Annotated in this window: 19 protein-coding genes; 6 read left to right on the top strand and 13 right to left on the bottom strand. The window is 58.1% G+C overall.

Annotated elements, in window-relative coordinates; all coding sequences use genetic code 11:
* Positions 1-74: 74 nt before the first annotated feature.
* Positions 75-878, top strand: coding sequence for a class I SAM-dependent methyltransferase (locus tag ISN74_RS06010; protein ID WP_188798337.1), 804 nt, complete (start codon positions 75-77; stop codon positions 876-878).
* Positions 879-1,154: 276 nt separating this feature from the next.
* On the opposite strand, the gene ISN74_RS06015 is transcribed toward ISN74_RS06010, so the two are convergent.
* Positions 1,155-4,037, bottom strand: coding sequence for a TonB-dependent receptor domain-containing protein (locus tag ISN74_RS06015; protein WP_188798341.1), 2,883 nt, complete (start codon positions 4,035-4,037; stop codon positions 1,155-1,157).
* 259 nt (positions 4,038-4,296) lie between these two features.
* A complete protein-coding gene (locus ISN74_RS06020) occupies positions 4,297-4,965 on the bottom strand; it encodes a response regulator transcription factor (RefSeq protein ID WP_188798343.1) in 669 nt (222 codons plus the stop codon).
* Between the two features lie 118 nt (positions 4,966-5,083).
* Here ISN74_RS06020 and ISN74_RS06025 point away from each other — a divergent pair, with 118 nt between their 5' ends.
* From ISN74_RS06025 to ISN74_RS06035, 3 genes are all read left to right on the top strand, one after another.
* A complete protein-coding gene (locus ISN74_RS06025; protein WP_229679038.1) occupies positions 5,084-6,913 on the top strand; it encodes a D-(-)-3-hydroxybutyrate oligomer hydrolase in 1,830 nt (609 codons plus the stop codon).
* A 132-nt stretch (positions 6,914-7,045) separates the two neighbouring features.
* Complete coding sequence (locus ISN74_RS06030) at positions 7,046-7,555, top strand: peptidylprolyl isomerase (RefSeq protein ID WP_188798344.1); 510 nt, start codon at positions 7,046-7,048, stop codon at positions 7,553-7,555.
* Positions 7,556-7,692: 137 nt separating this feature from the next.
* Complete coding sequence (locus tag ISN74_RS06035) at positions 7,693-8,127, top strand: YidB family protein (protein WP_188798346.1); 435 nt, start codon at positions 7,693-7,695, stop codon at positions 8,125-8,127.
* A 74-nt stretch (positions 8,128-8,201) separates the two neighbouring features.
* On the opposite strand, the gene ISN74_RS21295 is transcribed toward ISN74_RS06035, so the two are convergent.
* Positions 8,202-8,741 (bottom strand): GlsB/YeaQ/YmgE family stress response membrane protein, encoded by a 540-nt coding sequence (locus ISN74_RS21295; RefSeq protein WP_239004487.1) that lies wholly within the window; start codon positions 8,739-8,741, stop codon positions 8,202-8,204.
* Between ISN74_RS21295 and ISN74_RS06045 the strand changes: the two genes are divergently transcribed.
* Together ISN74_RS06045 and ISN74_RS06050 are read left to right on the top strand one after the other, a co-directional pair.
* Positions 8,692-9,891: an aminotransferase class I/II-fold pyridoxal phosphate-dependent enzyme gene (locus tag ISN74_RS06045; protein ID WP_188798348.1), complete on the top strand. Its 1,200-nt coding sequence runs from the start codon at positions 8,692-8,694 to the stop codon at positions 9,889-9,891. The genes ISN74_RS21295 and ISN74_RS06045 overlap by 50 nt on opposite strands.
* 66 nt (positions 9,892-9,957) lie before the next feature.
* Positions 9,958-10,944: a malate dehydrogenase gene (locus ISN74_RS06050; protein WP_188798350.1), complete on the top strand. Its 987-nt coding sequence runs from the start codon at positions 9,958-9,960 to the stop codon at positions 10,942-10,944.
* 417 nt (positions 10,945-11,361) lie between these two features.
* Here ISN74_RS06050 and ISN74_RS06055 read toward each other — a convergent pair whose 3' ends face one another.
* The 10 genes from ISN74_RS06055 to ISN74_RS06100 all read right to left on the bottom strand — a co-directional run bounded on the left by ISN74_RS06055 (position 11,362) and on the right by ISN74_RS06100 (position 20,455).
* Positions 11,362-12,045, bottom strand: coding sequence for a hypothetical protein (locus ISN74_RS06055; protein ID WP_188798353.1), 684 nt, complete (start codon positions 12,043-12,045; stop codon positions 11,362-11,364).
* Between the two features lie 11 nt (positions 12,046-12,056).
* Positions 12,057-12,953, bottom strand: a complete 897-nt coding sequence (locus ISN74_RS06060) for a glycine zipper family protein (RefSeq protein ID WP_188798355.1) — start codon at positions 12,951-12,953, stop codon at positions 12,057-12,059.
* A gap of 5 nt (positions 12,954-12,958) precedes the next feature.
* A complete protein-coding gene (locus ISN74_RS06065) occupies positions 12,959-13,471 on the bottom strand; it encodes a PAAR domain-containing protein (protein ID WP_188798357.1) in 513 nt (170 codons plus the stop codon).
* Positions 13,468-14,025: a PAAR domain-containing protein gene (locus ISN74_RS21320; protein ID WP_188798359.1), complete on the bottom strand. Its 558-nt coding sequence runs from the start codon at positions 14,023-14,025 to the stop codon at positions 13,468-13,470. The genes ISN74_RS06065 and ISN74_RS21320 overlap by 4 nt, the downstream gene beginning before the upstream one ends.
* On the bottom strand, positions 14,022-14,681 hold the full coding sequence (locus tag ISN74_RS06075; RefSeq protein WP_188798361.1) for a PAAR domain-containing protein: 660 nt from the start codon (positions 14,679-14,681) through the stop codon (positions 14,022-14,024). Before ISN74_RS06075 ends, ISN74_RS21320 begins: the two co-directional genes overlap by 4 nt.
* Before the next feature lie 138 nt (positions 14,682-14,819).
* A complete protein-coding gene (locus ISN74_RS06080; protein WP_203546713.1) occupies positions 14,820-15,290 on the bottom strand; it encodes a hypothetical protein in 471 nt (156 codons plus the stop codon).
* A gap of 140 nt (positions 15,291-15,430) precedes the next feature.
* Complete coding sequence (locus tag ISN74_RS06085) at positions 15,431-17,131, bottom strand: ShlB/FhaC/HecB family hemolysin secretion/activation protein (protein ID WP_188798365.1); 1,701 nt, start codon at positions 17,129-17,131, stop codon at positions 15,431-15,433.
* A gap of 133 nt (positions 17,132-17,264) precedes the next feature.
* Positions 17,265-18,770: a collagen-like triple helix repeat-containing protein gene (locus tag ISN74_RS06090; protein WP_188798366.1), complete on the bottom strand. Its 1,506-nt coding sequence runs from the start codon at positions 18,768-18,770 to the stop codon at positions 17,265-17,267.
* Between the two features lie 276 nt (positions 18,771-19,046).
* Positions 19,047-19,772 carry a UDP-2,3-diacylglucosamine diphosphatase gene (gene lpxH, locus ISN74_RS06095; protein WP_188798368.1) on the bottom strand — a complete coding sequence of 242 codons (726 nt, stop codon included), beginning with the start codon at positions 19,770-19,772 and terminating at the stop codon, positions 19,047-19,049.
* Complete coding sequence (locus tag ISN74_RS06100; RefSeq protein ID WP_188799539.1) at positions 19,769-20,455, bottom strand: peptidylprolyl isomerase; 687 nt, start codon at positions 20,453-20,455, stop codon at positions 19,769-19,771. The genes lpxH and ISN74_RS06100 overlap by 4 nt, the downstream gene beginning before the upstream one ends.
* Positions 20,456-20,509: the final 54 nt, after the last annotated feature.

Genomic DNA, 20,509 nt, shown 5'->3' on the forward strand with positions numbered 1-20,509 from the left:
TTGAGTTGATTTGAAGTGGTCGGCTCGATCGCTAGTTAAACGTCAAAGTATCAAGCGTTTTCATGAGGGATTTCATGGAATGGTCATTGGCACAAAACATTGATTACCTTCTTGCCCTGAGAGACCAAATGGGTCCGGTATATGGAAGCGATGATCTTTGTATGTTGATGTATAGTTTCGTTAAACGTGAAAAACCCAAGGTTGTCGTAGAGCTCGGGACGGGTTTGGGCGTCACGGCAGCTTGGATCGCGGCCGCGATGCGGGAAAATGGTTTTGGTCGCTTGTATACGTATGATAATGGAGGCGACTTTCGTTTCCGCGACGTAAAGACGTTCTTATCTGGGCTCCGTGACCCACTGAATAATCTTGCTGAGCTGGGAAGTGATGCTGGCTATGTTGATTTCTTGAATGCTTTATTTCAGGGCGCAGATCTTGCCGGCTGCATTTCATTGGGTTTTGGGGAGATTGATCTTAATGATGTTTCTTACGTCGAGAAAATGTTGGATGGAAGCAGCGTAGATATGCTTTTTTCCGATTTCTCCCATTCACCCGAAGTAATATGCGGGGTTATGGGATCTTTCTTACCTTTGATGTCAAAGACTTCATCTATCTTTATAGATAGTGCTTCAACATATGTTCCGTCTTTCCTGGCGATTGAGAGGTTGGTAGATTTTATGAATTGCCAGAAATTGCCGGAGGTTATTTTGTCGAAGTTGGATTTGGATAAGTTGAATATTGTTAGGAACTTGATTTCTAATTCTTTTTTTAGACTTATTCATCTTGTCGAAAATCGCGACCGTGCTCAAAACAGCACCGCGCTTATTCGCATTGAGCCATATAACATGTTTCCTTCCGGAGCTTCGGTCCGTGGATTCTGATATACAGGTTCCGTTCGTAGACGCCGCATGTTAAAAGGTTTGGCGCAATGGAATGCGCCAAACCTCGAATCTATTCCACCCTAAAGCGGCAAGTTTTTGTAATTTGAGTCATGGCGACGAACTTTGTGCTCGTTCTTGAGCATTATATTTTTCAAGACTTAAGCGCAAAAAATGCCGGATTGGCGATACGCATAGTGAACGCATTTGAAGCATCTCCATCATCATGCCAACAGTGGCCGGCATGATGATGGAGCAGACTAGGTCGTCGCGTTTGCTTCACGCTCCTGTTTTGCCGCCGAAGCGCCAATCGGCCTGCAACATGAATTCCCTTCCGTAAGGGTTGTAATTGGCGCCGTTGTAGTACGGGAAGTTGGTGTAGAACCCGCCGTCTTTCGGTGGCCGCTTGTTCATGAGGTTGTTGATCATCAAAGACAGTTCCAGTCCCTTGATTCGCGGCGGTGAGTAATTCAGGCTCCAGTTCCACACGATCCACGGGGAAACTGAGCCGGCGCCTGGTGCGCTGGGGCCGCTGTTGAAGGCAACGTAGTTGGGGGTGGCACCGTAGCGGTGCCAGTAGGCTGTGCTGCTCCATGCACTGTCTGGTGACATCCAGGTCGCGGCGCCGCTGGCTACGCTCTTGAATTCCGTACTGTACAGGGGATCAGTCAACATGTTGATCGGCGTGGTGCCAGGGTAGATCTGGTACTCGTGCTTGAGCATGTCGTTGTAGTCGAGCTGCAGGGTGAACTGGCCCACCGGTGTCGGATCGAAAGCATATTTAGCTTCCGCAGTGACTGAATCAGTTACCTCGCTTGAGATGTTGACGTAATACAACGTGAGCGCGGTGACTTGTTGGGTATACGGATTGCGAACGACCTGGCCGCCTTGCCCGTTCACGCCGATGATCTTGTTGCAAAGCAGTGATCCGGCAGGTAGCGAGCCGTCCAGGCATTGCGCGTCCTGGATCATCAGCTGGTTGGTATCTTGCTGAGCTACTTCGTTATTGATGGCGATGTGCAGATAGTCGACGCTGAGGCTGGCACCAGCGCGGGGCGCCCACACAAAACCGCCGGTCCAGCTCTTTGCTGTCACGGGTTGCAGATCGACGCCGGGAAGGCTGGTGGTGGTGATCTGGTTATAGGCATAGTTCTCGCTGCAGTTTTGACCATGGGCCAGTTGCTGGCACAGGTAATAATCGACCACGTTTTGCGAGAAGAAGGTTTGTGGGCCGGAGAAGATCGAAGCCATGTCCGGTGACAGGAATGCCGTCGCATAGTTGGCACGCAGCAGTAGCGTATCGAAGGGGCGATATTCAAGCCCAATGCGGTAGGTCACACTGTTGTTGCTGGAATTAGGAACGGTGAGGTAGTCGTAGCGGGCCGAAGCGTCCAGCGTCAGCTGCTTGAACAGTGGCAGGTTAAGCTCAAACGCGGAATCATAGTGATCGCGCTGGCCGCCGCCGGGAACGGCCGATGCGCCGAGCACCTGACCGCTGTTTAGGATAGGGTTCACGGGTGCGTACCAGGCCTGATTACCGCCTTCGACGAGCCACGCAAGACTGGCCGAGCCGCCCGGTAGCGGAAACAGGTTGCTATTGCTGATCGTGGCACGTGTGTCGTTGACCCAGGTGTTGGTCTTGCCGCTGATGTATTGCAATAGCCCGGCATATTGTTGCTGCGAAATGGGGCTGTAGAACTTGCTCCAGTTCGGGTTGTAGATGTTGTAGCCGGAGTTGGGGTCGGTACCCAGCACGGGACCCAGCACGCTGCTCCAGTAGGCGTTGACGGGCGCCGTCATGTACATCGGAGTGTCGGTAAGCGTGCGATCGCCGGAGCGCAGGTAATAGACATCCCAGTCCCAGTCGCTGTCGCCGAAGGTGCCGTTGGCGCCGATATCGGCCTGATACATCAGGTCGCTTTGCGAGAACATCCAGTTGTTGTAGCCGCCCGTTTCTTCCGGCGAAAAGTTGCGCAGCGGCGCGAGGATGTTACCGTTCGTATCCTCGATGTTGTTCCCTGGAAAATACTGCAGTGCTTCTACGCCGTCGAAGCTCGGGCCGGGATTGAAACGCTGGACCTGATAGCCGGCCAGGATGTCGCTGTAGAGGCGCACGTGGTCGTTGACGTCATAACGCACTTTCAGCATGCCGCTGTATGTGCGACTGGCATTTTGCAGCGTACTGGATTCGCTGTAGGCATAGGGCGATCCGCAGAACGTGCCGAACTGTCCAGCAGGCGGTGGCGCAGGTCCGGTTGTACCGCCGAACAGGCCATGCAATGCGGCGCAGCCATCTGGCGCGCTGAGTATGCCAATCGGTGCGCCGGATGGGTTGGTGGCTGGCGTTCCGTAGTCCACGACTTGTGCGACTGGCGCTTGAGTGGGATTGCGGCGAATCAATGGTATTTGCGACGCCCACATCGGCGAGTTGTTATCGAATTCCAGTGAACCGAGTACGTTCAATTTGCCATAGTCATGTCCGAACGACATCGTGATCCGCTGATTGGCGCCGCCATCGTTCTGGTAGTTACCGGTACGGACGAGAATCTCGGCCCCATCCATGTGCTGCTTGGTGACGATGTTGACCACGCCGGCGATGGCGTTCGATCCGTAGATGGACGAGCCGCCGCCTGGGATGATGTCGATGTGGTCGATCATTGAGATCGGAATGTTGGACAGATTGTCGAAATTGCTCTGTCCGTTGTAGAGCTGGCCGAACTGCGTGATGGGTTTGCCGTCGATCAGCGTGAGTGTGTATTCGGGATTGAGGCCGTAAAGGCTGATGGTTTGCGCGCCTTGCGCAAATTGTCCGCTACCTTGTGGGCCACCCGCGATCGCCCCGGTGGAGAAGACTGAGTTTTGCAGCACTTCAGCCACGCTGTTGAATCCGCGAGCCTGAATTTGCTGCGAAGTAATCGTGTAAGTGGGAGAGGCCGTTTCGATCTGTGCGTCGTTAATCAGCGAGCCACTGACCACGACGGTATCGAGGCGCTTCGCTTTTGGCGGGGGCGTGGTGTTGCTATTTTGCGTGCTACTGCTTTGCGTGTTGTTGTTCTGCGCTGAGTCGCTGGTGGAAGCTGGGACGTCTTGTGCAAGAGCCGTGAACGATTGCGTTGCAAACGCAAGAAGCACTGCCGCCGCGATTGGGCGATAACTGTTCATTACTTTTTTCCCCTTCTGGTTGACGCTGACTCTTCGTTCCGTAGGCCACGCTGCTTTTGGCAATGTGGCGACCCGACAGTGTGGGGATGTCTGGCCGGAACGCTCCCTAGCTTGTCACGTTAAACCGTGATGGTTTTAACGCGCATAGGCATAAAGTCATGACGAAGGGGAGTTTGACGTTTGGACGGCTAATTCTTGATACCAATTCTTCATTAAAATGCTTAATGAAGCTTGCTTTTGACTGACGTTGACGCAGCTTTCACGCTGGACGCACGCCCATATCGGGTTCGCCAAGATCGAGCGAACGCAGCAGTACTCCGGCTTGTGTGCGATTGCGCACGCCAAGCTTTTCAAAGATTGCCGTGGCGTGTGCCTTTACGGTGCGTTCCTGGATACCGAGTCGGTCGGCAATCTGCTTGTTGAGCAAACCCTCGGCCAGCAGATTCAACACGCGGTATTGTTGTTCGGTCAGCCGCGCGAGACGTGCGGCGAGGTCGGCATCAGCAGGATTGCTTGGCAGTGCCGCTACAGCACGTGCCAAGTCTGGCGGCAACCAATTACCGCAATTGAGCACGGTGGCGACCGCTTCGCTGATCTGCCCAGGGTCGGCGCTTTTGGGAATGAAGCCTGCGGCGCCGTGATCCAACACGCGCCGCACTACCAGCGGTTCGTCATGCGCGGAGACCACCAACACGGCAACGGCCGGATATTGGCCGCGCATGGCGGCGAGTCCAGACAGACCCTGGCTTCCCGGCATGTGCAGGTCCAGCAGTACGAGGTCGACATCGGGGTCGTTGGACAGTGCATCGAGCACACCAGGCAGGTCGCTTGCTTCCAGCACGCTGCAGTCATCCAGATGCTCGCTCGCGGCCTGTCTCAGTGCGGCGCGGAAGAGGGGATGGTCGTCGGCGATCAGCAGGCGTGGCATGACGCGAACCTTAGCCTGGGGCGGCCGTGACGTCGAGGTGAAATGCGGACAGCGTCGTGATACTCATGTTGTACTTTCGTACGATAGCCGCACGCACCGGACTTGCTATGGTGGCCTGATGAATATCCGCACAAGTCTGGTTGGTATCGCCATGCTGGCGCTGGTCGCCGGCGTAGTGCAGGCGTCTTCGACGGAGCCTTCGATGCAAGGGATCGAATTTGTGCAGGGTGAGGTCAGTGTTACCACGCACCGTGATCATGATGACCTGCTCAGCGCCGGGCTTGGCCTGGCCGGGCTGAAAGGCGCGCTATCGCCGTTTGCCGACCCGCAGCATCCCACCGTGGATGAATTGCGCAGGCGCGCGATCCAGACCAGCTGGAAAGGTATTGCCGATCTTGGTCCATTGGGTGGTTACGGCACGGTCTACGGCGCGGTGCCGGATGTGCCCGGGCGCGAGTATCAGGCTTTCGCGCACATTCCTGGCGCGCACGCGCCGCACCGTGTGCTGGTGCAAGTACCGGACAACTTCGACAAGGCACATCGCTGTCTGGTGGTGACAGCTTCATCCGGTTCGCGTGGCATTTATGGTGCTATCGCGCTGGCTGGTGCCTGGGGACTGCCGCGTGGCTGTGCGGTGGCCTACACCGATAAAGGCACTGGTTCCGGTTACTTTGATTTCTCCGACAACAGCGGTGTGGCGCTCGACGGTGAGCGTGCAAAGCGCGGTACGGCAATGCTGGAATTCGAGCCGTCCGCGACGACGGGTGAGGGCATTGCGATCAAGCACGCGCATTCGGGGGACAACCCGGAAGCCGACTGGGGCCGGCATGTATTGCAGGCGGCACAGTTCGGTCTGGCTATGCTGGATCGTGCTTTCCCCGACCAGGCCCCGTTCACGCCGCAGAACACGAAGATCATTGCGACCGGCCTGTCGAACGGTGGTGGTGCTGTCTTGCAGGCTGCCGGATTGGATGACCAGCACATGCTTGCTGGTGTGATCGCGCTGGAGCCGAACATCCACACACCTGGCCACGGACGCGCGCTGTACGACTACATGAGCGAAGCAGCCATATGGCTGCCTTGTGCGCTGGTCGACGAGCGCTTTGCAACGACACCTTTTGCACGTGACGCACACAGTGCGCAACACGCGGCATGGGTGACTCGCTGTGCGAGCCTGCATGCGCAAGGTTTGCTCAAGACGACATCGCTCGATGCACAGGCCAAGGAAGCCTACGAACATCTGCGCGGCACCGGGTGGACTGATCAGGCGATGGCCACCGCGGCATCGTCGACGGCACTCGATCTTTGGCGCGTGATCGGTGCGGCCTATGCATCGGCCTATCTGCGACGCGGCGCCGACAACATGCCTTGCGGCTATCGCTACGGAGCGCTTGTGGACGGAAAGCCCGGTGTGGCTGATGACGCGACACGTGCCAGTTGGTGGGCCGACGCATCGGGTATTCCGCCCGGCAACGGTGTGGGATTGTTCGGCGGTACCGATGACAGTGCCGATCCGCAGCTTGCGGGTATCACGTGTCTGCGCCGTCTCTGGACGGGCGACGACGCCGATGCACGCGCCTTGCATGCTTCGGTGCAGGCACTGGCTGCGCATCTTCCGCGCCAGGATTTGCCATTGTGGGTACTGCAGGGGGCCGATGACGGCCTGCTGCCGACGGCATTCACTTCGGAGCCGTATGTCACGTGGCTGCTCGCCGAAGGCCGTCAGCCGCTGTACTGGAAAGTGCCGCATGCGCAGCACTTCGATGCCTTCCTCGCCTTACCTGGTTTCGGTGACAAACATCTGCCGCTGTTGCCTTACGGCTATGCGGCATTGAATCGACTTTGGGCGCACCTCTACCAGGGACAGCCCTGGCCAAATCGGTTGCCGACTCCCGCGGGCACCCCTCGCGGGGCCGGCGCTTTGCAGCCAGCGATGCTGGGTCTGTAGCTCATGCGGATGGGGCGTTGGCGCTTGCCCCGATCTAGAAAAGCATCCCAACCGGAACATTCTGGCGGTATTCTTGTCGGTTAGACGCCCGGCTCCCCCGGGTGCCCCGTTCAGTACAGATAAGGAATACCGATGGCCATCAACGTTACGATCACCACCAACCGCGGTCCCATCCATCTGCGCCTGCACGATGACAAGACGCCGGTAACGGTGGCCAGCTTCGTCAATCTGGCGCGTCGCGGTTATTACGATGGCCTGTCGTTTCATCGCGTGATCGCGGACTTCATGGTCCAGGGCGGCTGCCCCGAAGGTAGCGGCCGCGGTGGCCCGGGCTACCGTTTCGAAGACGAGTTCGACGCCTCGCTGCGCCATGACAAGCCGGGCATTCTGTCGATGGCCAATGCCGGTCCGCGCACCAACGGCAGCCAGTTCTTCATCACCCATGGTCCGACCCCGTGGCTGGACGGCAAGCACAGCGTGTTCGGCGAAGTGCTCAGCGCCGATGACCAGAAAGTCGTCGACGCCATCGCGCAGGGCGACAAGATCGAAAAGGTCACGGTGGAAGGCGACGTGGACGCGCTGCTGGCTGCCCAGAGCGAGCGCGTGCAGGAATGGAACACGGTGCTTGACCAGCGCGGCTGATTGCTTCGACAACGTCTGAAAGACAAAGGCCGCCAGGGCTTGCTCTGGCGGCCTTTTTCACGTCTTTGTTACCACTCTGTCGTAGAGGTGGACATAGAATCAAAGGGTTGGACCCCTATCTTCAAAGGAGTGCTGTGATGTCCATTCTCGACAGTTTGAGCGGTCTGTTAGGTGGCGGTCAGGGAGGTGCAGGTGGTGCATCGTCGCTGGTCAGCGTGGCAGGGCAGTTGATTCAGCAGGCCGGTGGTATCCAGGGACTGTCCAGCACGCTGCAGCAGCACGGTCTGGGTGATGCGGTGCAGTCCTGGATCGGCAACGGCGCGAACCAGGCCATTTCCGGTGATCAGCTCAACCAGGTGTTGCAGAAAGCGGGGCTGGATTCGGTGGTCAACAACGCAGCCAGCAAGTTCGGCGTGGATCCCGGACAGCTCATGAACCAGGTAGCCCAGGTGCTGCCGCATGCCGTCGACCACGCTACGCCGGATGGCCAGGTGCCGTCGGGCGGTGGTTTCGATCTTTCGTCGCTGGGTGGGCTGGCCGAGAAGCTGCTCGGCGGCGCAAAGTCAGCCTGAATTGGCAAGGCATTCGCGAAAAAGCACGGCGTGGGCAATCCCGCCGTGCTTTTTTGCATCCGAAAGATGCCGGATCAGTGCTCGATGAACTTCAGCAGGAATAACAAGATGACGGCGCCGACGATCGACATGATGAAGCCGGCCGTATGGAATTTCTGGCCTGGCGCCGGCTTGTTGAACAACGTACCGATGAATCCGCCGATGACCGATCCAACGATGCCGACGATCGTGGTCATGATGAAGCCGTAATGCGCGGCGCCCGGCACGATCCAGCGGGCGATGAGGCCGACGAAAAAACCAACGATGATGGACCAGATGAGGCTGAACATAGGCATCTTCTCCTTGAGTCTATTTCGAGGCTGGTGATCAGATGACGTTCCTCCGCCCGGGTCTGCAGCGGCTTGGCGCCCGGTAACAGGAAGCAGGGGGCCGCGGACATCATGCCAGCGGAAGATGCTGCTGCAATAGGAGTTTTTCGTTTGCCGGAGGGGGTTGGCGGTTGACGCACCGCCGCATGCTAAAATCGCCGGGTTTGCTGCCTCTGTCCCCCAATCCGAGGAAACCATGCCCCAGCTCGCCCAGCGTGTCGGCCGCGCCAAACCCAGCGCGATCATGGTCATCGCCGAAAAGGCGAAGCAGCTCAAGGCTGCCGGCCACGACATCATCAGTTTTTCGATCGGTGTACCGAACTTTCTTCCCGGCGAACACGTCTACGCGGCAGCCCGCGAGGCGCTCTCGCACGATAGCGGCCAGTACGGCAGCAATCGTGGCGCGGATGCGCTGCTGGATGCCTTCCTCAAGCACATCGGGGCACTGGGCTTTACCGGCTACACGCGTGCGAATCTGTCGGTGGGCATCGGCGCCAAGCAGATCCTGTACAACCTGGCCGAAGCGTTGCTCAACGAAGGCGAGGAAATCTGCTTCGCCGCGCCGTACTGGACCACCTATCACGACATTGCCGATATCGTCGGCGCCAAGGCCAATGTGCTGCACTGCGGTCCTGCGCAGAACTACAAGCTCACGCCGCAGCAATTGGATGTCGCGCTGGCGCGCAAACCCAAGGTGTTCCTGTTCAACAATCCGTCCAATCCCACCGGCATGGTCTACACGCGCGAGGAAATCGCCGCGCTGGCCGATGTGCTGGCGAAGTATCCGGATACGTGGATCGTCACCGACGACATCTATAACTCGATGGTGTTCGATGGCATCGGCTATCACAACTTCGTGTTTGCGCGCCCGGAATTGCGTGATCGGTTGATCTTTGTGGATTCGGTGTCCAAGACCTACGGCATGCCGGGTTGGCGCGTGGGTTTGATCGCCGGTCCCGAATCGGTGGCCAAAGCCATCACTACGCTGAATTCGAACCACATCACCAGTGTGCCGGAAGTGATCACCGCCGCCGCGGTTGCCGCATTCAGCGGTTCGCAGGACATTCCGCAGGCCAAGTGCAAGGAGTTCTCCGAGAAGCGCGATATCGTGCTTGCAGCGCTGGCGAAGATTCCCGGTGTGGTGTGCCCACGTCCGCAAGGCGCGTTCTATGCGTTCCCGGATATCTCGGTGGCGTTCGGCAAGAGCCACAACGGCAAGCGCATCGAGAACGATGTCGATTTCTGCGCTGCCCTGCTCGAAGGCAAGGGCGTGGCCTGCGTGCCGGGCTCGGCGTTCGGCGAGCCGCGGGCGATGCGCATTTCCTATACCTGTCCTACAGCTCAGCTCGAGCCCGGTCTTGCGCGCATCGTCGAGTTCTTTGCCGAGTTGAATTGAACCCTTTACCGGCCCGCATCATCTACGATGCGGGCCTTGTTTTATGCACCTGAAGGAGTTGCCACGATGAAAGCCCCCGTTCGTGTTGCCGTGACCGGCGCTGCCGGCCAGATCGGTTATGCCTTGCTGTTCCGTATCGCCGCCGGCGACATGCTCGGTCCGGACCAGCCGGTGATCTTGCACCTGCTCGAAATCACCCCGGCGCTGCCCGCACTGCAGGGCGTGGTGATGGAACTCAACGATTGCGCCTTCCCGACGCTGGCTGGCGTGGTCGCGACCGACGACGTCAATGTTGCTTTCAAGGATGTCGATTACGCGCTGCTGGTCGGTGCGCGTCCGCGCGGCCCGGGCATGGAACGTAAGGATCTGCTGGAAGCCAACGGCGCGATCTTCTCGCCGCAGGGCAAGGCGCTGAACGATCACGCCAAGCGCGACGTGAAGGTGCTGGTGGTCGGCAATCCGGCCAACACCAATGCGCTGATCGCCCAACAGAACGCACCGGACCTGGATCCGAAGTGCTTCACCGCGATGGTGCGCCTGGACCACAACCGCGCGCTGTCGCAGCTGGCCGAGAAGACCGGCAAGCACACCACCGGCATCAAGAAGGTCACCATCTGGGGCAACCACAGCTCCACTCAGTATCCGGACCTGCATCACGCCACCGTCGACGGCAAGGCTGCACTCAGCCTGGTCGATCAGAATTGGTACGAGAAGGATTTCATCCCGACCGTGCAGCAGCGCGGCGCCGCCATCATCAAGGCACGTGGCGCCTCGTCGGCCGCGTCGGCCGCTTCCGCAGCGATCGATCACATGCGCACCTGGGCGCTGGGCACGACGGAAGGTGACTGGGTCTCGATGGGCATTCCGTCCGATGGCTCCTACGGCATCGCGCCGGGCGTGATCTACGGTTACCCGGTGACTGTGAAGAACAGCAAATACGAAATCGTGCAGGGCCTGGACATCAACGACTTCTCGCGCGCTCGCATGGACGCCACCGAGAAGGAATTGCGTGAAGAGCGCGCCGGTGTCGAGCATCTGTTCGCCAAGAAGTAAGTTTCGGTTTTTGCCACCGTGAAAACGAACGGCCATCCTTCACTGGATGGCCGTTTTTTTTATGGGCTGAATGACCGCCGGCTTGATCCGGGCGGCAGCTTGGTAGGTTGGGGTAACCCCGGACTTGATCCAGGGGCACTCCAACATAGCCATACACCGTATTACGCGGATGTTGGGGTGCGCTGGCGCTTACCCCAACCTACGCAAGCGGGATACCTGTCGTGCACAAGGCATCAGTGCAACTGATAGCTGAAAGAAAAATCGACACGCGGCTCTCGATGCGGCGCACCGATCGGCACATCGCCAACCGGTTCGGCCAGCGTCAAATCGAATGAGTAGTAATGCTCGCTCTGGGCTATAGCCTCATCGTCGGCCTTCGTCCTCGCAAATTACGCGACAGGAGGCTGAAGAACGTGGCTAATCAGGATTCGAATTGCGCGTTCTAGGATCGCGAAATCTAAGCTCATTAACCCAATCTTGCCACTCCTGATCCACCATATATGTCACGGTTTCGCCCCGCTTCTTTTCCAGAAACGCGGCTTGCTCGGAAAGGCTTAACGACTCCCAATACCTTCCCCATACGTAGTGATACCAGTACTCAGCGTTACCCTGTAGCGAGCCAATAAAAGGGCCAAGTTCATAGAATGCGACCCACGGACACGGCGGGTTAAAATCCGCTTTGGCTAATTGTCGAATCAATGCAACATCGTTAGTCAAGAGCCTCATGTTGATTCCAGAAAGCTCTTGATCGTGCTTGACAAGCGTATGCAAATTCCCGTTCTCGTAGTGCTGCCAGCTTGTTTCCTCGCGACCTTCGCGGATCATTTTGATGCAAGGTGGCACTTGTCCGACTTCGATAGTTTGTCGAACGAGATAGGCACTAATGCCAATCTCGCCAAGATTGCGTACTTCAATATACGCCGGCAAGTCTTCGGGTACCGTAGCAGTATAGGCGGGGCCGAAAATCTCTTTCAACTCGGCGACGCTAACACCGTAAACGTGTTCGATTGCCTCTTTTAGTTTGCCTGCAGATCGCGAAAGAAAGCGCCGCTCCTGCCGTTTTCGGCCCATATCATCAATCATCCTCTGCAATGAGAACACTTTGACTCCTGTTATTGCGCCGGTATCTGCGCAGCAGCAAAACTCCCACCCCAATATCCTATTGCGCCAAATATTATCCCGCCAATCAAGCCAGTGATTACCGCGCCCGGACCTGTTTCGACGCCTACTAGCGCCCCGGCTGTCGCACCGATCCTGGCGCCAGCAATCGCACCTCCCCATCCGCCCATCTGCCGTACAACCTCTTTCTCAATGGGGTGTACGGATTTTGCCTTGAATGATTGATCGGTAGCCACTGAGAGATCATAGGCCGTAAACGCGATACTGAATACCTGAACCACGCGGGCATATTTCACAAAGCCCAAGGATATGGCTAACCCTTTTTGGGTGAATACACCAGATGGGGGGACGCTTGGTCGCGGCTGCAAGAGAATTTCTTTGTCCAATGCTTCAGAGTATCCACGTATGCGCTCTATGCGTTTTTTTAGGTGTGGATTTTGATTTGCGTATTCATCTAATGCAGCCCTGATTTCCGCGCCCGTAATAAGGCGCGCGCCCGATCGTTTAGCCTTTGCGATATCAATATAGACCGTCTTGCCATCGAAGCGAGCCGCGCCCGCCGGATAGTCTCCGCTAGTGGATACATAGCTAGTGACTTTTTCCATTCCCATTACGTGCTCGGCTACGCGCGCACTCGAATCTGTTCCCTTGGCCCAAAGGCCGTATTTTTCGGGGTACACTTCCCGCAAATTCCCCAATTCCCCAAGGTTAAGCTCCTTCAGATATTGGTTATCTGCATCCGCATAGCAGTTGCGGACCAGAAAGCCGTCGCGCCCAGGTTCGTCAACAACTACGAAAACAAAAACTTTGGCGGGCATGAGATGTCCAATCACGTCATATTTAGAATCCGCCGTCTGGTTGGTTGTGGTTTGATAAGTGTAATTTCCCATTATTTTCAGCGCTCCAATGCTTTAAGGTCGACAGCCATGACAAAGGTCTTCTGTCCGGTCGTATAGACGCGCGGGCATCGGCCATTTTCGTCCGTTAGTCCCTGGTAGATTTTGCCCGCGTCGTCTGTTATGTGGTGCAGGCAATTCGCTGCGGAGCGGCCCGAATCATCTACGATGCGTATTTGTTCGTCATGGTTGCAACGGTTTGCGTAGGGACGTTGCTCGTGCTTGTGCGCGCGGCCTTGCTTAATCAGATAATCTTGCCGCTTGGCAAGTACGTGATTCTTTCTACACGGGCAATGCACCGGGTCCAGATCTTTAACCATCTTGCGGCCTTCGTCCGTCAAGTTGCTAACGCTACCCAAGATGTGAAACGGGCCGCCGCTGCATTTGCCACATGATGCCCAATCAAGATCAACAGCCAGCGTGTGGCCTTCTTCGTCATACTGCGCTGACGATCCGCTCAACACTTCGCCGCGCTTAGTCGTTTTGTCGCCTCTCGCTACAAGTGCGATCATAGTGTGGCGCTCCAGCGCTCAAGCGCGCGAATCCCGACGGCGATATCGAGGCGTGCTGTGTCACGCGTATAGATACGGGGGCAAAAACCTTGCGCATCGGTTAGCCCTTTATAGACGCTACCGCTTGCGGTCCGAATGTGATATGGCGTACCAGATAGCGGTTGCCCGTTAGCGTCGATTACTCTTATGCGTTCGTCATAGTCGCCGATTGGCTTGACCGGCAACGGCGCACCGTACGCGTCATAGCCCATCACAGCTAGTTCGCCGGTATCGAAGCTATGCGAAGAATGATCCTGTGATGCGCGTAGTACGGGCGGCGGATGGCATTTGCAAATGCAGACATCGCCGTCTAGTGCCTGTTGTTTGCCATGCATCGTGGCGTTACGGTGTGGCCCCTTTGACCCAATATGGCCTACGGTCTTACACCCATTGCACCAGACCTCGGCCCCGATATAGGTAATCGGCACTCCGTGATCGGAGCAATTTTCTACGCCTTGTGTGACGATGCCACCATTGCTCGATTTATCGCCTTTCCTGAGTATGTACCGTTTCACTTTTCTTTCCGAATAATCGTGAAGCGGCTTGATGCCTCGCCCTTGCGCTCCGGGCTATCGGTGATGGTGTCGCCGTTATCCAGCTCGCTTCCGACAAAGGCGAGTGGTACAAAGTCCGCTGAATCTTGCAAGCTCAAGGCGGTGATAATCCGAGCGGTTGTGCCGTCCGCGTATTGCACGATATCGCCCAAAGTGGCGACCTTGCCCGCGCGGCCGTCAATCTGCCAATCCCGGCTCGGCTCGAGCAGGACGCCGCCGCGCGCGGTGGTTGCGCCGAATATAGCGAAGCGATAGTTTGGTTTTGTCGCGGGCGGCACATAGTGCGGCTCGAAGAAACCTTCCGGGTTTTCGCCTTCGGCTACGAAAAGGCCGGATTTCCCATTGTCCCAAGGGGTGAATACGATCCGGTCGCCGTTGCTAAGGCGACTGCCGACAAGGGCAAAACATTTGTTGCGCTCATGCGCGCGCGTTCCCGAACCGTCAATAATCGCTGCTTCGCTTGCGTCGTTGTAAGTCACGACATCGCCGACAAGGGCGGCACGAAAACCTAAAATCGATAGCTTGGACGATGTGCGCGTCACGTATCCGCCGCGCTCCGTGCGCGCACCAATCGTTGCGAAAGCGTACATCGTGCCCTTACATTCTTGATTCGACATTTGCAGTGTCCTTGACAGAAAATGCGCCCTTAGCGCGGAGTAGACGATTACAGCGAGAGGTCCAACAAAGTGCACCCTAAATCTTTCGGCCGTTTTTAAAATGTTTAAAAAAGACAATCAGATAAGTTTGAAAAATAGTCATAGATGAATGGGGTTGCGCGTGGGTAGTAGTGTCCTTGCGGACGATGTTGGTATCGGCCTGGATACGTCCCCATGCTTTGTCGGGGTCGCAGTCGGCCGAATGGAACGATTGCGGTACGGTGTGCACATGGGGTTGCAGCGACAGGATGGCCTCCATGCAGCGCGGGTGGTCTTGAGCAGGCTGAGTTTCGTGACACAGCCGTGCCAGACACGCGTGTCGCCCTCCAGCGGCGTCATGGTGAAGGAGGCATTCTTCCCGAGGTAGTCCGCACACGGCAGCTCGTCGGGATGAGTGAGATCAAGGGTGATCGTGTACGGCTCGCCCAGTTGTTCGCTGGCTTCGAACGACACCACCGATAGCGCGTGGGCGCTGGCGGTGCCCGGTACGTCCACGAAGTACTTTTGCAGGCCGGCGATGCGTTGCGGCGAAGCGCTGAGCCGTGAGGCCCTTGAGCCGATACCTGCCATGCGCATACTCCCTCTCGTATGTGGTGTAAGAGGGCACTACCTCATATCAAGCACAAGAGGGTCCATCGGAAAAGTCTGATTGGCTTGTGGGAGTGATGCGCGCGTGCTGTCCGTGTTGCGGTTTTCACCTGACAACAGAGTCAGTGCAACTGATAGCTGAAAGAAAAATCGACACGCGGCTCTCGATGCGGCGCACCGATCGGCACGTCGCCAACCGGTTCGGCCACCGTCAAATCGAATGAGTAGTAATGCTTGTCCGTCCAGCGCACGCCCACACCTGCCGTGCCAAGTTCGGCTACGGTGGGCGCTGCTCCCACATTGAGGTAGACGCGGGCAAATTGCCCGATCACATACGGCGTTACCTGCTTGATCCAGCGATCGGAAAAATCGTAGTGCTGGTTGATTTCCATTGATGCGCCCCAGCCGCTGTCACCCGACGTTTCGCCGGGGTCATAGGCAAGGCCATAGCGTGGGCCGCCGAAGCTGATCTGTTCGGTTGTCGGCAGGGTGTTGTTGCTGTATTGGCCGGTGATATTGAACACCGTGCCGAATCGGTGCGGCCACATGTTGCTCTGGATAAACGTGAGGTCGTAGCGCGTGAACTGCGGATCGGCCGGCGCCACTTCGACGATATTGCCGACCTTGGTGATCGTGCTTGCGTTTGCGCCGAGTCCATCCAGTCCATGCGCGATTTCAACGTTGATCTTCTGCACGCTCGTATCGCTGGCTTTCACGTAATCCATCTTGGTATCGAGCACGCGCAGGCCGTATTGCTGGATCAGTTTTGCGCCATTGATCGTATTGGTATAGATCTCTTCCATCGTTGTCGCATACGCGCCGCCGGTGGCAGTGAGGCTGCTATGGTTACTCAGCAGCAGCGGATAGCTGAAGGAAAACGCATACTGATCCTGGTGCAGATTCTGTTGCAGGTAGGCGGGTAACTGATCGTCCGTATTGGGGTTGCCCTGGTAGTGCGAGCCGCTGACATGCAGCATCAGGCCATCGGACCACAGCGGCTGCAGATAGGTCAGCGCATACAGGCGCTGGTCGCCGGGACCGGAAGGCAGCAGGGTGGAGAAGCCGATCTGTTCGGCCTGTGACAGCAGGCCATTTTCCGTCACGCTGGTAAGGCCCTGCACGCCTGGATGGTTGAAATCGATGCCGGTGGAGGCATTGAAGCGCGTACGCTTCACCGTCAACACCAGCCTGGTTGCGCCATCGGTGGTGGTGGGTGCAGGTACGTTTGCATCGATGTGCAGGCCAGGCAGCATGCCTAGTACTTGCAGATAGCGTTCGAAGGTTTTCTGGCGCAGCGGACGATCCTTGATGATGTGCTGGGCGATGGCGCGGACCTTCGGCTCCATGTTGCCCGCGTCGCCTTTGATATCCAGCTCGGCGACATAACCTTCCACCACGGTGATGTGCACCGTGCCGTTGGCAAACGTCTGGCTCGGCACGAAACCGAATGACAGTGCGTACCCGTGAGCCTTGTAGACCGCGCTGATCTTGTTGGCAGCAACCAACAGATCGGCGACACGTACTTGCTTGCCACTCATAGGGCTGAACAATGCAGCGATGTCTTTGAATGGCACGGCGTGAACACCCACCACATCGAAACGTCTCGGTGTGAGCGGCGTGGCGAGTAGGGCTGCGAGCTGCGGATTGGGTGCCTGTTGTTGCACCTCTGTGCTGACGCGGGGCGTGACCGGTGTTTCCACGCGCGGCAACGTTTGCAGCGGATTGGCCGAGGTCGGTGGGGCGGTAGGCGGGCGAACTTGCGCTTCCGTCTGCATCGCAGCCGCGATGGAGATGCCAAGAATCGGGCCGATCCATGCCTTCATGCGCTGCCCCCTGTTTTTGCCGCTTATCGCTAAAGCGCGCATCTTGAATCTGCGCACCGTTGATAAGGTGGAGGCAGCCGTAAGGCTGCCTCCACTTCAACGTGTGATGCTTTTTGTTCGGTCTAGCTGTTCGTCAATGCTTGCCAAGCAGGCCGGCGAGTCCATCGCCGCTGCCCTTGCTGCTGGATGATGACGAAGCCGTCAGCGAACCAAGACCTCCAAGCAGGCCGCCGCTGCCGCTGGTGCCGGTCAACCCGGCCACACCGTTGACGACGTTGCTCAAGGTTTGCGTTACTGGGTTGAGTACTCCCCCAGTGGGGTTCACTGCGGCAGTAGCGTTGGTGCCAACCGCGGCAACCGCACTGCCAGCGCCAGTAACGAGGTTGCCGACGAGGCTGGTCACCGGATTGAGCGCCGCCGCCGGGCCGCTGCCCAGACTGGCCAGTGCCTGGCCTGCGCCAATGACGGTCTGGCCGATGCCGGTCACCGCACTCGTTGTCCCAGCCAGCGTTACGCCGACCGGATTACTGATGCTGCCAGCATGGCCGAGGCCGGCCGTAACACCGTTACCGAGCGTCGCCACGGAACCGCCCAAACCGTCCACGGTGCCGCCAAGCAACGAAGTGATCGGCGCCGCAGGTGTGGATGCACCGGCGCTGCTGATCTGCGATCCCACCGACGCGACGATATTGCCCACACCGCTGGTGGTATTGCCGCCAACCTGCGATACCGCGGCGACAAGATTGCCGGCGCCAGTGCTGCCGTTGCTCCCGGTGAGTCCGGCGACCGGGTTGAGTATGCTGCTGGCCGTCTGCGTCACCGTCTTGATGAGGCCGGTGCTCAACGCGGTATCCAGCGGCCCGCTGCCGGCGGAAACATCGTTGCCGATGGTGGACACCAAGCCGCCAACCCCTGAGGTAATCGGCTGGATCGGTGAGCCTTGGAAGTCGCCGACACTGGTGACTGTCTGGCCGAGATCGTTGACCGCCTTGCCGGTGTCATCGACGACGCCACTGAGGCTATCGACGGTGGTTCCGACCGGATCACTGCTATTGCCGAGTTGACCCAGGCCGCTGGTTACGCCATTGCCCAGCGCACTGACGGCGTTGCCGGTGTTCTCCACGACGCCAGCCAAACCTTGTGTGGTGGCGTTGTTGCCCAACGGCGTGTTGGTGAGCTGCGAGCCAACAGTGCTGACTGCGCCGCCGAGGCTGGATACGACACCGCCGGCGCCAGTGGCGACTGCGCCAACCAGGTTGGACGGACCTGCCGGGGTTGGCGTTGGTGTAGGCGTAGGAGTTGGTGTCGGGGTGGGAGTGGGTGTTGGCGTAGGAGTCGGTGTTGGCGTGGGCGTTCCGGTGGGTGTTCCCGTCGGTGTGCCAGTGCCAGTACCGCTGCCGCCATTACCGCTGCTACCCGATATGCCAGTGCCGGAGCCTGAGGGCGACCCTGATGAGCCCGAACTTGATCCTGAGCTGCCCGAGCTGCCCGAGCTGCTAGACGGACTAGCCGAGCTGCCTGCAAACGGAGAACGCACCGAACCCGAGCCGCCGCATGCCGCCAGTGAGGCGAGCGCTGTGACAATCAGGCTGGAAAGAAGGGTGCGCTTGAGAATATTGCGCGAAGATATGCTACGCATGATCATCACTCCACGAACGCAATGCGTTCCACCTGTAGTGGATGCGTGAAAGTAGACATCGACCCGCCCGACCGGCTCATGCATGCCGGTACTTGTTCCGCGCGGAGCTTTCCCTCCTGTTGCCTGGACGCCTACATGAGTGAGGATCGGGCAACTTGATCGTGCGAGCATTCATGTGAATGCACCGTGGAGGAAATGTCTACAACTCAAGCACAGGTGTGATGCAGCCGTCTAAACGGAAGATTGCCATTGGCAATGCGCGCGAATTGGCATGCTTTATTCCCGGAACGCCCTTAATTCCCGGGTTTTTGGATCGATTCGAAGAACCGAGCCCTGCTCGTACCAATCGCCAAGAACGATGCGTTCAGCCGTATGGCCATCCAGGTCGACATAATGGATGGCAGGGCGGTGAGTATGGCCGTGGATGAGGTGTCTGACCCCCGCGGCACGCATGGCATCGGCCACTGCGCCAGCGTTTACATCCATGATGGTCTCGTGCGTGTTGCCGGTGTGTGCGCGGCTGTCTTCGCGCGCCTTCGCTGCAAATGCGCGGCGCGCATCCAAAGGCATGGACAGCACCTGCGCTTTCCATTCGGGCGTGCGCACATTGCGGCGTACAGTTTGGTACGCAACATCATCCGTGCATAAAACATCGCCGTGCATCAGCAGCGTTGGCGTGCCGTAGAGATCGTGCACGGTGCCATCGTCGAGCAAAGTTAAGCCTGCACGTTGGGCAAAATCTTCACCGAGCAGGAAGTCGCGATTGCCGACCATGAAATACACCGGCACTCCCGCGTCGTGTACGGCGCGAGTTGCAGTAGCGATGCGCTTGGGCAGTTCGGCGTCGTCATCGTCACCGATCCATGCTTCGACCAGATCGCCGAGGATGTACAACGCATCGGCGCGGCGCACTTCTTCGCTGGCCAGGTATTGCTCGAACAGCGAGGTGATCTGCGGGCGGCTGTCGTCCAGATGCAGATCCGCAATGAACAGCGTGCTCATGGAGACTTGGAAGTGCTGCTATCCGCACCGGCTGTGGAGCTTGCTGCGGCAGGCACCGGTTCACCGTCCACGGCCACGCTTTCAATGATGACCGGTGGATTGGGCACGTCCGCGGCAAACGGGCCTTGCCCGTGCGTGGGCAGGGCGGCGATCTTGTCGATCACATCCATGCCTTTCACGACTTTGCCAAACACGGTGTAACCCCAGGTCAGGCCGCTCTGGTTGCCGACGTAATCGAGGCGACGATCATCGACCAGGTTGATGAAGAACTGCGATGTGCCGGAATTCGGATCCGCGCCACGTGCCACGGCAACGGTGCCGCGCAAATTGGAAAGACCGTTGTCCGCTTCGCTCTGCACGGGGGAGTGTGTGCGGCGTGGCTGCAGATCCTTGGTGTAAAGACCGCCCTGGATCAGGTAACCGGGAATCACGCGGTGGAAAACCGTGCCCGGATAGAAACCTTCATGCACATAGCGGAGAAAATTGGCAACGCTCTTGGGCGATTTGTCTGCGAACAATTGCAGCGTGATATCGCCTTGCGACGTATGCATCACGACTGTCGGATTGTCTGCTGCGGGCGCTGCCGTGGCGGCGACCGGTTTGGTGGTCTGCGCGATGGCGAGCGGGGTGACGAGCAGGCTGGCCAGGAGAAGAAGCGGTGCAGTCAGCAGGTGCTTGGGCATGTTCGAAAGGGCGGCGCGGCAGAAATATCCACCCATGATACGCGGCTGCGAGCT

This window comes from Dyella caseinilytica (genome assembly GCF_016865235.1).
Taxonomy (GTDB): domain Bacteria; phylum Pseudomonadota; class Gammaproteobacteria; order Xanthomonadales; family Rhodanobacteraceae; genus Dyella_B; species Dyella_B caseinilytica.